The following is an 11,597-nucleotide window of genomic DNA, read 5'->3' on the forward strand; positions in this document are numbered from 1 at the left end:
TTAGTTCCATGTTTCGTACCCGCGCCGTTTTAGGCTTCGGCATGGCGATGGCCCTGCTGACGTCAACCGCCACCGTGGCCCTGGCCCAAACCCTCGCCGACAGCCAGGTGCTCCGCATCGGCAACGGTTCCGAGCCGCAGACACTCGATCCGCAGATCTCGGAGAACGTGCAAGACAGCCACATCGAGCGCGACCTCTACGAGGGCCTCGTCGTCATCGACAAGGACGGCAAGGTGGCGCCCGGCCAGGCCGAGAGCTGGACCGTGAGCCCCGACGGGATCACCTACACGTTCAAGCTCAGGCCAAACCTGAAATGGTCGGACGGCACGCCGCTCACGGCGGAGGATTTCGTCTATAGCTGGCAGCGCTCGGTCGATCCGGCGACGGGCTCGAAATATTCCTTCCTGTTCTATCCGATCAAGAACGCCGAGGACATCGCGAACGCCCGGAACAAGGACATCAAGTCCTTGGGCGTGCGCGCGGTCGACCCGCAGACCTTCGAGGTGACCCTGAAGGCGCCGACCGGTTACTTCCTGAAGCTGATCGGCCATGCCCGCTTCCTGCCGGTCAACAAGGCGTCGATTACCAAATATGGTAATCAATTCACGCGGCCGGGCAACCTCGTCACCAACGGCGCCTTCATGCTGAAGGAATGGACGCCGCAGTCGCGGATCGTCGTGGTCAAGAACCCGAACTATTGGGACGCGGCCAACGTCAAGCTCTCCGAGGTCGATTACTATCCGATCGAGAACCAGAACGAGGAGCTGAAGCGCTATCGCGCGGGCGAGCTCGACGTCACCAACGAGGTGCCGTCCGACCAGGTCGACTTCATCCGCAAGGACCTGCCGGGCGAGCTCAAGATCGTGCCCTATCTCGGCTCCTACTACATGGGCTTCAACCTTGAGCAGCCGCCGTTCAAGAACAATCTGAAGCTCCGCCAGGCCTTGAGCATGGTGGTCGACCGCGAGGCGATCGTCTCGAAGATCACCAAGACCGGCGAGCAGCCGGCCTATAGCTGGGTCCCGCCGGGCATCGCGGGCTATCAGCCGCAATATGTCGAGTGGAAGGACCTGTCGATGCCGGAGCGCATCGCCAAGGCCAAGGAGTTGTACAAGGAGGCGGGCTACGGTCCCGACCATCCGCTCAATCTCGAGATCATGTACAACACCAGCGAGAACCATAAGAAGATCATGATCGCGATCGCGGCCATGATGAAGCAGGCGCTGGGCGTCAACGTCACGCTCGTCAACCAGGAATTCAAGGTGTTCCTGGAGACCCGCAAGGAGAAGAAGGCGACGCAGCTGTTCCGAGCCGGCTGGATCGCGGACTATTCCGACCCGAACACCTTCGCTGAGCTGCTGCAGTCGGACGCGGGCCTGAACGACATGGGTTACAACAACCCGGAATATGACAAGCTCGTGAAAACCGCGGCGATTACGGTCGATCCGGAAAAGCGCGTCCAGATGCTGGAAGAGGCCGAGAAGCTGATCGTGCACGACCTGCCGATGATGCCGATCTACGATTACGTCAACAAGCGGCTGATCAAGCCCTACGTGACGGGCTTCGACATGAATACGCTCGGTTACTTCTACTCGAAGAACGTGTCCATCGCGAAGCATTGAGGCTCCAGTGCGGGACGATGCCTTGCGCGTCGTCCCGACACCCTCCTGAACCGGATTCAAAACCGCCATGTTTTCATTTGTCGCCAAGCGTCTTTTGGGGGCGGTGCCGACGCTTTTCGTGATCATTACGATCGCGTTCTTCATGATCCGCCTGGCGCCGGGCGGGCCGTTTGACAGCGAGCGCGCGGTGCCGCCGGAAATTCAGGCGAACCTCAACAAGGTCTATCACCTGGACCAGCCGCTGGTCGGGCAATATTGGCTCTATCTGAAGAGCGTGCTCGGCGGCAATTTCGGCCCGTCCTTCTCCTACAAGGACTATAGCGTCACCGAGCTCATCTGGAACGGCTTCCCGGTCTCGATGGAGCTGGGCCTGACCGCCGTGTTCCTGGCGGTGCTGATCGGCGGCAGCTTGGGCACGCTCGCGGCGCTGAGGCAGAACCGGCCGGCCGACTACACGATCATGACCGCGGCCATGACCGGCATCACCATCCCGAACTTCGTCATGGCGCCGTTGCTGACGCTGGTGCTGGGCGTCTATCTGCGCCTGCTGCCGGTAGGCGGCTGGGGCAACGGGCACGAGATCCAGTACAAGATCCTGCCGATCGTGGCGCTGGCCCTGCCGCAGATCGCCTATGTTTCGCGCCTGACGCGCGGCAGCATGATCGAGGTGCTGCGCTCGAACTTCATCCGCACCGCCCGCGCCAAGGGCCTGTCGGAATGGCTGACCGTCACCCGGCACGCCGCGCGCGCGGCCTTCCTGCCGGTCGTCTCGTATCTCGGCCCCGCCTGCGCCGGCATCATCACCGGCTCGGTCGTGATCGAGCAGATCTTCTCGATCCCCGGCATCGGCCGCTACTTCATCCAGGGCGCGCTTAACCGCGATTATACGCTGGTGATGGGCGTCGTCATTTTCTACGGCGTGCTGATCATCCTGTTCAACCTGATCGTCGACGTGCTCTACGGCGTCCTCGATCCGAAGCTGGCTCATCGCTAGGAAGGGCCGTTCCATGTCCGTCACCCCCCTCGCCGCCGCCAATGGCGCTGCCCAGCCGATCGAGGGCACCAGCCTGTGGAAGAGCGCGCGCCGCCGCCTGGTGCGCAACCGCGCCGCCATGGGCGGGCTCGTCATGCTGGCGATCATCGGGCTGCTTGCGATCCTGGCGCCCTACATCTCGGCCCATGCCATGGACGATATTTCCTGGGACCAGATCGGCGCGCCGCCGAACTGGGAGCAAGGCTACTACTTCGGCACGGATTCGAACGGCCGCGACCTGTTCGCCCGCACGCTCTACGGGGCCCGCGTCTCGCTCATGGTCGGCATTCTCGCCTCGATCGTGAGCCTCGTGATCGGCGTGACATACGGCGCCGTCGCCGGTTACCTGGGCGGCGCCGTCGACAATGTGATGATGCGCATCGTCGACATTCTCTATTCGCTGCCCTTCATGTTCTTCGTCATCCTGCTGACGGTGTTCTTCGGGCGGAACATCTTCCTGATCTTCGTCGCGATCGGCGCCGTCGAATGGCTCGACATGGCGCGCATCGTGCGCGGGCAGACGCTGGCCTTGAAGCATCGCGAGTTCATCGAGGCGGCGCACGCCTTCGGCGTCTCGAACAGTGCCATCGTCCGCCGCCATATCATCCCGAACATCCTCGGGCCGGTGATGGTGTTCGTGACGCTCACGGTGCCCAAGGTCATCCTGCTCGAGAGCTTCCTCTCGTTCCTGGGCCTCGGCGTGCAGGAGCCGATGACGAGCTGGGGCGTGCTGATCAGTGACGGTGCCCGCGACATGGAGACGGCGCCCTGGTCGCTCCTGTTCCCGGCGACCTTCCTCGCCGTCACCCTCTTCTCCCTCAATTTCCTCGGCGATGGCTTACGCGACGCCCTCGACCCCAAGGACCGCTGATGATCGTTAGCCAAACCCAGGCCGAGTGGAAGACCGGCACCGACGCGCCGCTGCTGCAGGTCGACAATCTCGAGACCCGCTTCGCGACACCCGACGGCGCCGTGTCGGCGGTGAACGGCGTCAGCTTTGCCGTGAAGCGGGGCGAGACGATCGGCATCGTCGGCGAAAGCGGCTCGGGCAAGAGCCAGGTCCTGATGTCGATCATGGGGCTCCTGCCGCACAACGGCCGCTCGACCGGCAGCGTCAAGTTCGATGGCCATGAGATCCTGGGCCTGTCGCGCGACGAGCTGAACAAGATCCGCGGCACGAAGATGGCCATGATCTTCCAGGACCCGATGACGGCGCTGAACCCGTACCTCACGATCGGCCGGCAGCTGACCGAGGTGCTGACGTTCCATCAGGCCATGAACACGGCCATGGCCCGCGAGCAGGCGCGCGAGATCCTGGAGCAGGTGCATATCCCGGAACCAGGCAAGCGGCTCGACCAGTATCCGCACGAGCTGTCGGGCGGCATGCGCCAGCGTGTCATGATCGCCATGGGCATGCTGTGCCGCCCGGCGCTCTTGATCGCCGACGAGCCGACGACGGCGCTCGACGTGACCATCCAGGCCGAGATCCTGGACCTGCTCGCCGAGCAGCAGGCGGTCACCGGCACGTCGATCATCCTCGTCACCCACGACCTGGGCGTGGTCGCGGGGCTCTGCGACCGGGTCATGGTCATGTACGGCGGCCGCATCGTCGAGCAGGGGCCGGTGCGCGAGATCTTCTACGACCCGCAGCACCCCTATACGCGGGCACTCTTGATGTCGATGCCGCGGCTCGACGACGATCTGACCGGGGACCTGCCGACCATCGCCGGCCAGCCGCCCAACCTCGCCCATATGCCGCCCGGCTGCGCCTTCGCGCCGCGCTGTGCCTTTGCCTCCGAGCGCTGCCTTTCCGCCGTGCCGCCGCTGCGCGAGATCGCGCCGGGCCGGACCAAGGCCTGCACGCTCGATCGGCTCGTCGCGTGAGAGAGAACATGTCCGTTACCACCCCCTCCCCGCTCCTGAGCGTGCGCGACCTCCGGGTCCATTTCCCGGTCAAGGGCGAGCTGTTCGCCGAAAAGCGCGTCGTGAAGGCCGTCGACGGCGTCAGCTTCGACCTTTATCCGGGCGAGACGCTCGGCATCGTCGGCGAGTCCGGCTGCGGCAAGTCGACGCTCGGCCGCGCCGTGCTGAAGCTCATCCCGTCGACCGCCGGCAAGGTCGTCTGGCTCGGCCGCCCGCTCGAGGACGCCTCCAAGCGCGCCCTGCGCGGCCTGCGCCGCGAGATGCAGATCATCTTCCAGGATCCGCTCGCCGCCCTCGATCCGCGCATGACGGTCGGCGCCATCGTCGCCGAGCCGCTCGACACGTTCGAGCCGGGCCTCGACGATAAAGTGAAGCGGGCCCGCGTCGTCGAGGCGATGGAGCGTGTGGGGTTGCCCGCGCATCTCATCAACCGCTACCCGCACGAGTTCTCCGGCGGCCAGTGCCAGCGCATCGGCATCGCCCGGGCGCTGATCTTGAAGCCGAAGCTACTGGTGTGCGACGAGCCGGTCTCCGCCCTCGACGTCTCGATCCAGGCTCAGATCGTCAATCTGCTGCGCCGGCTCCAGGCCGAAGACCATCTGGCGCTGATCTTCATCTCGCACAATCTCTCGGTCGTGCGCCGGATCAGCGACCGGGTCATGGTGCTCTATCTCGGCAAGATCGCGGAACTCGCCGACCGTGACGAGATCTATCGCAACCCGCGCCATCCCTATACCCAGGCGCTCCTGTCGGCCGTGCCGATCGCCGATCCGGACAAGGAACGGACGAAGAAGCGCATCGCGCTGACCGGCGACCTGCCGTCGCCGATCAACCCGCCGTCGGGCTGCGTGTTCCGCACGCGCTGCCCGATCGCGATCGAGAAGTGCCAGTCGGTGCCGCCGGCGCTCGAGCCGGTGACCGACAGTCACACCGTCTCGTGCCATCGCTGGCGCGAAGCGATCCAGTTGCTCTTGACCTGACGCGGACCGGGCGCTTTCGACGAGGAAGCGCCCGGCTCTTTTCAGGTGGCTGCCCAGATGGGTGCAGGGCCGCGCGTCGGCCGTGGTCTTGAAGACCTGCCGTCCCGTTCATATAGTAAGTCTGAAACGTGAGGGTACGCTATCCCCGGGTGAGGAAGCGCCATGCTGGCCAGGACCCAACATGAGAAGGATGGTGCCGAAGCCAAACGTCTGCGCAAGGAAGCGGGCGCCTGGCTGAAGCAGCTGCGGCAATCGGCCGGCCTGTCCCAGCATGATCTCGCTCAGCGGCTCGGCCTCAAATATTACACCTTCATTTCACAGATCGAGAACGGGTTCGGCAAAGTGCCGTCCGATACCATGGGGGACTGGGCCCAGTACCTGGGTGTCCCGGCCCCGGACTTCGCCCGCCGACTCCTGTCCTATTACGACCCGCACCTTCATCGTCTGTTGTTCGAGGAAGATGCTTGATGGAGATCGTCAGGATCCGCGCCGTTCGTTCCGAGAGGAAAGCCGGACCGGACCATTGGAGCGCGGCGGAGACGCGTGAACTGCTGCGTGTCTTCGCCACCCTCCGCCAGCGCGCAGGCGCGGAGGAATATGCCTATGGCCTGACGGAGCTGGGCGAGCCCCAGTTCTACGTGCTCGCCCCCGGATGCGAGGAAGGCTGCGTCGCCTGCATTTCCCGGCTTCGGGGCGGGCGGTATGTCCTCGAAAACGGCCGTGGCGGGATTGTCGCGGAGGGGCCGCTTCTGGCAGCGCTGGTCAGTGGCTTTCTCAAGCCTCGCGCCAGGCGGCCGCTGCTGCGCGTCGTCAACGCGATCGCCGGTGTCTGGACATTCTGCACGCTGTCCGGGGAAAGCGGCGGATCGGTGATATCGGGCGATGACCCGCTGACCGAGACCCTCCTCGCCTGGATGCCGGTGCTGCTCGCCGCCGCTTAGTTAGAGCCCGAGCACGCTCGAACAATTCGTCGGGCATGAAGTGGTTGGCGCCAAAGCGGCAAGCCAAAATGTCGCACCGATTATACAGTGATCTTGAAACTCGGATAGACTGAACAAATCTGATCGGAACGGCGAGCGACACGCTCGGGCGGCCGCTCTGAGACAGCCTCGAACCTTCGATGCCCGAACCCCCGCAACGAACGACGAGATGTTCCCGATGGAGCGAATTCTGCACGGCGTCATGCGCTTCCGCATGGAGGTCGTCCCGCGCCGGCTCGGCCTATACCGCGAGCTGGCGAACGGCCAGCGGCCGCAGGCCCTGTTCATCGCCTGCGCCGATTCCCGCGTGGCGCCGGAACTGATCACTCAGGCCGATCCGGGCGAGCTCTTCACCTGCCGCAACGCCGGCAACATCGTGCCGCCCTACGGTCAGGCGACCGGCGGCGTCTCGGCCGCGATCGAATATGCCGTCATGGCGCTCGGCGTCCGCGACATCGTGGTCTGCGGCCATTCCGACTGCGGCGCCATGAAGGGCATTCTCCACCCGGAGGCGCTGGCGGGCATGCCGACCGTGCGCACTTGGCTCAACCACGCCGAGGTCGCCCGGCGCGTCGTCGAAGCGAACGGCCCGACGGTGGACAAGCTGCAGGCGCTCGTCGAGGAGAATGTGCTGGCGCAGCTCGATCATCTGCGCACCCACCCGTCCGTAGCCGCCCATCTCGCCGCCGGCGACATGACGCTGCACGGCTGGGTCTACAGCCTCGCGACGAGCGAGGTCCGCGCCTTCGATGCCGAGCAGCACCGGTTCGTGCCGCTGGGCAGCACCGCCGTGCCGGCCGTCTCAGCGCGGCGCCGGCCGATTGCGGCCCGACGTGGTGATGTACGGGGTTGATGACATGGGTCGTCCTGAAGCTTTCTCGCGCCTTCTCGCCCGCGATCTGCCGGCGTCGCTGGTCGTCTTTCTGGTCGCCCTGCCGCTCTGCATGGGGATCGCCATCGCGTCGGGCGTGCCGCCCGAGAAAGGACTGCTGACCGGTATCATCGGCGGGCTGATCGTCGGAATGCTGGCCGGGTCGCCGCTGCAGGTGAGCGGGCCGGCGGCGGGCCTTGCCGTCATCGTCGTCGAACTGGTCCGCCAGCACGGGCCGGGCATGCTCGGTCCCGTGCTGCTCGTAGCAGGTGCCCTGCAGATCCTGGCCGGCGGCCTGCGCCTCGGCCAATGGTTCCGGGCGATCTCGCCGGCGCTGGTTCACGGCATGCTCGCCGGCATCGGCATCCTGATCGTGCTGGCCCAGTTCCACGTCATGCTGGACGCGAAGCCGCAGCCGAGCGGCCTCGCCAATCTCCAGGCCATCCCGGACGCGCTCGCCAATGCCTTCGTGCTCCCCTCCGTGCCCCCGGCTGGCGGCGGGCCGGCGATGGCCGGCACCGTCGGGCTCGCAACCATCCTCGCCATGCTCGCATGGGATCGGCTGAAACCGGCTCCGCTGCGTCTGGTGCCCGGCGCGCTCGTCGGCGTCATGGCGGGCGCGATCCTCGCCGCCGCGTCCGGCTGGCCGATCCAGCGTGTCGCGACGGCCGCCAACCTGATGGATGCGGTCACCTGGCCGGCCTGGCGCGATCTTGCCCGGCTGGGCGAGCCGGATATCCTGGTCAGCTGCTGCGTCGTGGCCCTCATTGCCAGCACCGAGACGCTGCTGTCGGCCGCGGCGGTCGACCGTATGCACACAGGCCCGCGCAGCCGGTTCAACCGGGAGCTCGCTGCCCAGGGCATCGGCAACATGCTGTGCGGGCTGATCGGCGCCTTGCCGATGACCGGCGTCATCGTCCGAAGCTCGGCCAATGTGCAGGCGGGTGCCGTGAGCCGCGCGTCGACCATCCTGCATGGCCTCTGGCTGCTGGTGCTCGTCGCCCTGCTGCCCGGGCTCTTGCATCTGGTGCCGACCGCGGCGCTCGCTGGCGTACTGGTCATCACCGGCTGGCGCCTGGTCAGCGTGCAGCATGTGCGCAGCCTCGCCAAATACGGGGCCGCACCGGTCGCCATATATCTCGTTACGGTCCTGGTCATTGTCACGACGGACCTGCTGACCGGGGTGCTCGTCGGCCTCGTGCTGACGATCCTGCAAGTGCTTCTGAAGGCGACCCGGCTGCAGGTCCGGCTGGCGGGCGATCCGCAGGCGAACGAGGTGGCACTCGAACTGCACGGTGCGGCAACCTTCATTGGCCTGCCACAGCTCGCCAGGACTCTGGATGCGGTCCCGGCCGGCGCCGCCCTCCGGCTCAAGATCGACCGTCTCACCTATATCGACCATACCTGCCTCGAGCTCCTGGAGGACTGGGCGCATCAGAGCGCCGCCAAGGGCTGCCGGCTTATCGTCGATTGGGCCGCCCTCAAGGAGCGCTACCGGGCCGCGGGCGCGCTCGCGGTCCCCTGAGGCGGGGCCTCCCCTCGCACTTCCAGGCACCGGAATGGAGATCGCCGCGCGCAAAGCCTTGCGCGCGGCGTTTTCTGGCGGGGCGCCGGGCCGGATCTCGGGCCCGTCTAATGACGCACGTTGTACATGTCGATATGCGTGCCGACATAGAACGCCATCAGCAGGAAGCCCGCGAGCACGACCAGGCGCACGACCCACATCGTCTCGCGCCGGCCGATGAGGCCTTTTTCCTGCGCCTTCTTCACGCGCGCCTCGCGTCCCTCCTCGAACAGCACGGCGGGCGACGGCTTGGGCGTCGGCTTATGGCTCCAGATCACGCGCGGATGCGTCGTATTGGTGAGCGCGTCGTGCAACTCGCCCAAGACGCGGATCGGCACCGTATCGTTGTGCGCGCCGATGAGCGCCACCGCCTCGAGAATGGCGCCTTCGCGATCCTCCAGGGCATGGGTGACCTGCCATCCCGACCCGACGCGAATTTGGACTTCATAGGTCGCCGACAGGCGCTTCTTCTGTAATTCCGGCATCTGCAGGACCATCTCTGCCGAACGTGCTTGCCAATGACTGGTGACCGCGGACCTCCACCGGAATATGCGGCGATCGGAGACTTGGCGCAATATGCGGAGACGGCCAGTTCCGCTTGGCAGTGCCGGGCTCGGCTCTGCGGCTGGGCGGCCGGCCGAGCGGCTGGCGCCGCCCCCTTGCTTCGGGCATTCTGCCCGACCGGATTTGCCCGTGGCGCTGGCTTCGCTTGCCCGCGGGATATTATTTGCATACAAACAAGATGCGTCTCTAGGGAGTAACCGTCATGTCCACCGCCCCCGTCATCGGAACCGAGGCCAAGAAGTCGAGCCAGCCGACGTTCGATTGGGCCGACCCGCTGCTGCTGGGCGAGAGCCTCAGCGAGGACGAGCGGCTGATCGAGGAGAGCGCCCGCAGCTTCTGCCAGGAGCGGCTGCAGCCGCGCGTGCAGAAGATGTTCCGCGAGGAAGGCGTCGACCCGTCGATCTTCACCGAGATGGGCGAGATGGGCTTCCTGGGATCGACGATCGACGGCTATGGGTGCGCCGGCACGAACTACGTGAGCTATGGGATCATCGCGCGCGAGATCGAGCGGGTCGACAGCGGCTTCCGCTCCATGGCGAGCGTGCAATCCTCGCTCGTCATGCACCCGATCCATGCCTTCGGCACCGAGGCGCAGCGGCAGAAGTACCTGCCAAAGCTTGCGACCGGTGAATGGATCGGCTGCTTCGGGCTCACCGAGCCCGACCATGGCTCGGATCCCGGCAGCATGGTGACGCGCGCGCGCTCGGTCGATGGCGGCTATCTGGTCTCCGGCGCCAAGATGTGGATCACCAACTCGCCGATCGCGACCGTGTTCGTCGTCTGGGCCAAGACCGACGACGGCAAGATCCGCGGCTTCATCCTGGAAAAGGGCATGAAGGGCCTCACGGCGCCCAAGATCGAGGGCAAGTTCTCGCTCCGCGCCTCGATCACCGGCGAGATCGTCATGGATGAAGTGTTCGTGCCGGAGGAGAACCTGCTGCCGAACGTCACGGGGCTCCGGGGCCCGTTCTCCTGCCTCAACAGCGCCCGCTACGGCATTGCCTGGGGCGCCTTGGGCGCCGCCGAAGCCTGCTGGCATGCGGCGCGCAACTACACGCTGGAGCGCAAGCAGTTCGGCCGGCCGCTGGCCGCGAACCAGCTCATCCAGAAGAAGCTCGTCGACATGCAGACCGAGATCACGCTCGGCCTGCACGCCTGCTTGCGCTTGGGCCGCCTCAAGGACGAGGGCCGCGCCGCCCCCGAGATGATCTCGCTCCTGAAGCGCAACAATTGCGGCAAAGCGCTCGACATCGCCCGCGTCGCGCGTGACATGCATGGCGGCAACGGTGTCTCGGACGAATATGGCGTGATCCGCCACGTGCTGAACCTCGAGGCGGTCAATACCTATGAAGGCACGCACGACATCCACGCGCTCATCCTGGGCCGCGCGCAGACCGGCATTGCCGCCTTCTCGTAATATCGCCTAAAGGTTGTCGGCTTCGGCCGAATGAAGACCGGCGTTCCACATCGGGACGCCGGTTTTTCGTATCGAGAAATCCAACCTGCGGAATTTTGGAGCAACTGCCCGTCCCTGGAGCGGTAGCCGCCTATAAAAGCCGCATGAAATTGCACCATACTCCCATAAAGCGCGCATTTAAATTACGGCGCCGCCCCGCTCGACCCCAGGTTCCATAAGCCCGCGCCGCGTTGGCACGAAACTTGATTGTTGCGACGCAACATGACCGTTTCGTGGCAGGAATGTCGGGTCTCCATACCCCTGACTCTCGCCATCGAAAAGCAGCCGGGAAGGACTGCTGTATCGATCGATCAAGTAGAAGCAGGGAGAATGGCGATGGGTTTGCAGAAATGGGGCGGTCGGCTGGCCGCGCTCGGCCTGGTGAGCATGGCCCTTTCGGGCCAGGCGCTGGCGGAAGACGCGGCGCCGAAGCTCGATTCGGGCGACACGGCGTGGATGCTGACGTCGACGGCGCTCGTGCTGATGATGACGGTGCCAGGCCTGGCGCTGTTCTACGGCGGCATGGTGCGCAAGATGAACGTGCTGGCGACCGTGATGCAGAGCTTCGCCATCACCTGCCTGGTGACGGTCTTGTGGATGATCG

Annotated in this window: 11 protein-coding genes and 1 pseudogene; 11 read left to right on the top strand and 1 reads right to left on the bottom strand. The window is 65.5% G+C overall.

What is annotated here, in order from left to right:
* Positions 1-8 precede the first annotated feature (8 nt).
* The 9 genes from IEY58_RS30145 (at position 9) to IEY58_RS30185 (ending at position 8,934) form a co-directional block, all read left to right on the top strand.
* Positions 9-1,622 carry a peptide ABC transporter substrate-binding protein gene (locus IEY58_RS30145; RefSeq protein ID WP_229744068.1) on the top strand — a complete coding sequence of 538 codons (1,614 nt, stop codon included), beginning with the start codon at positions 9-11 and terminating at the stop codon, positions 1,620-1,622.
* A 67-nt stretch (positions 1,623-1,689) separates the two neighbouring features.
* Positions 1,690-2,616: an oligopeptide ABC transporter permease OppB gene (oppB, locus tag IEY58_RS30150; protein ID WP_189051882.1), complete on the top strand. Its 927-nt coding sequence runs from the start codon at positions 1,690-1,692 to the stop codon at positions 2,614-2,616.
* A 13-nt stretch (positions 2,617-2,629) separates the two neighbouring features.
* Complete coding sequence (locus tag IEY58_RS30155) at positions 2,630-3,526, top strand: ABC transporter permease subunit (RefSeq protein ID WP_189051883.1); 897 nt, start codon at positions 2,630-2,632, stop codon at positions 3,524-3,526.
* Positions 3,526-4,539, top strand: a complete 1,014-nt coding sequence (locus tag IEY58_RS30160; protein WP_189051884.1) for an ABC transporter ATP-binding protein — start codon at positions 3,526-3,528, stop codon at positions 4,537-4,539. Before IEY58_RS30155 ends, IEY58_RS30160 begins: the two co-directional genes overlap by 1 nt.
* Before the next feature lie 8 nt (positions 4,540-4,547).
* On the top strand, positions 4,548-5,558 hold the full coding sequence (locus tag IEY58_RS30165) for an ABC transporter ATP-binding protein (protein WP_189051885.1): 1,011 nt from the start codon (positions 4,548-4,550) through the stop codon (positions 5,556-5,558).
* A 162-nt stretch (positions 5,559-5,720) separates the two neighbouring features.
* Positions 5,721-6,026, top strand: a complete 306-nt coding sequence (locus IEY58_RS30170; protein WP_189051886.1) for a helix-turn-helix domain-containing protein — start codon at positions 5,721-5,723, stop codon at positions 6,024-6,026.
* Positions 6,026-6,499 carry a hypothetical protein gene (locus tag IEY58_RS30175; protein ID WP_189051887.1) on the top strand — a complete coding sequence of 158 codons (474 nt, stop codon included), beginning with the start codon at positions 6,026-6,028 and terminating at the stop codon, positions 6,497-6,499. The genes IEY58_RS30170 and IEY58_RS30175 overlap by 1 nt, the downstream gene beginning before the upstream one ends.
* Before the next feature lie 217 nt (positions 6,500-6,716).
* Entirely contained in the window at positions 6,717-7,391 is a 675-nt protein-coding gene (locus IEY58_RS30180) for a carbonic anhydrase (RefSeq protein WP_189051888.1), read from the top strand.
* A 4-nt stretch (positions 7,392-7,395) separates the two neighbouring features.
* Positions 7,396-8,934: a SulP family inorganic anion transporter gene (locus IEY58_RS30185; RefSeq protein ID WP_189051889.1), complete on the top strand. Its 1,539-nt coding sequence runs from the start codon at positions 7,396-7,398 to the stop codon at positions 8,932-8,934.
* A 107-nt stretch (positions 8,935-9,041) separates the two neighbouring features.
* On the opposite strand, the gene IEY58_RS30190 is transcribed toward IEY58_RS30185, so the two are convergent.
* Positions 9,042-9,458, bottom strand: a complete 417-nt coding sequence (locus IEY58_RS30190) for a hypothetical protein (RefSeq protein WP_189051890.1) — start codon at positions 9,456-9,458, stop codon at positions 9,042-9,044.
* A gap of 281 nt (positions 9,459-9,739) precedes the next feature.
* Between IEY58_RS30190 and IEY58_RS30195 the strand changes: the two genes are divergently transcribed.
* On the top strand, positions 9,740-10,954 hold the full coding sequence (locus IEY58_RS30195; RefSeq protein WP_189051891.1) for an acyl-CoA dehydrogenase: 1,215 nt from the start codon (positions 9,740-9,742) through the stop codon (positions 10,952-10,954).
* Between the two features lie 426 nt (positions 10,955-11,380).
* Positions 11,381-11,597: pseudogene (locus IEY58_RS30200) on the top strand (ammonia channel protein); the annotation flags it as partial.

It is taken from the genome of Aliidongia dinghuensis, assembly GCF_014643535.1.
Classification (GTDB): domain Bacteria; phylum Pseudomonadota; class Alphaproteobacteria; order ATCC43930; family CGMCC-115725; genus Aliidongia; species Aliidongia dinghuensis.

Excerpts from the sequence above, each read along its gene's own strand:
- IEY58_RS30185 (WP_189051889.1), top strand. The coding sequence starts at position 7,396 with ATGGGTCGTCCTGAAGCTTTCTCGCGCCTTCTCGCCCGCGATCTGCCG.
- IEY58_RS30170 (WP_189051886.1), top strand. The coding sequence starts at position 5,721 with ATGCTGGCCAGGACCCAACATGAGAAGGATGGTGCCGAAGCCAAACGT.
- IEY58_RS30190 (WP_189051890.1), bottom strand. The coding sequence starts at position 9,458 with ATGCCGGAATTACAGAAGAAGCGCCTGTCGGCGACCTATGAAGTCCAA.
- oppB (WP_189051882.1), top strand. The coding sequence starts at position 1,690 with ATGTTTTCATTTGTCGCCAAGCGTCTTTTGGGGGCGGTGCCGACGCTT.
- IEY58_RS30195 (WP_189051891.1), top strand. The coding sequence starts at position 9,740 with ATGTCCACCGCCCCCGTCATCGGAACCGAGGCCAAGAAGTCGAGCCAG.
- IEY58_RS30175 (WP_189051887.1), top strand. The coding sequence starts at position 6,026 with ATGGAGATCGTCAGGATCCGCGCCGTTCGTTCCGAGAGGAAAGCCGGA.
- IEY58_RS30160 (WP_189051884.1), top strand. The coding sequence starts at position 3,526 with ATGATCGTTAGCCAAACCCAGGCCGAGTGGAAGACCGGCACCGACGCG.
- IEY58_RS30155 (WP_189051883.1), top strand. The coding sequence starts at position 2,630 with ATGTCCGTCACCCCCCTCGCCGCCGCCAATGGCGCTGCCCAGCCGATC.
- IEY58_RS30180 (WP_189051888.1), top strand. The coding sequence starts at position 6,717 with ATGGAGCGAATTCTGCACGGCGTCATGCGCTTCCGCATGGAGGTCGTC.
- IEY58_RS30145 (WP_229744068.1), top strand. The coding sequence starts at position 9 with ATGTTTCGTACCCGCGCCGTTTTAGGCTTCGGCATGGCGATGGCCCTG.
- IEY58_RS30165 (WP_189051885.1), top strand. The coding sequence starts at position 4,548 with ATGTCCGTTACCACCCCCTCCCCGCTCCTGAGCGTGCGCGACCTCCGG.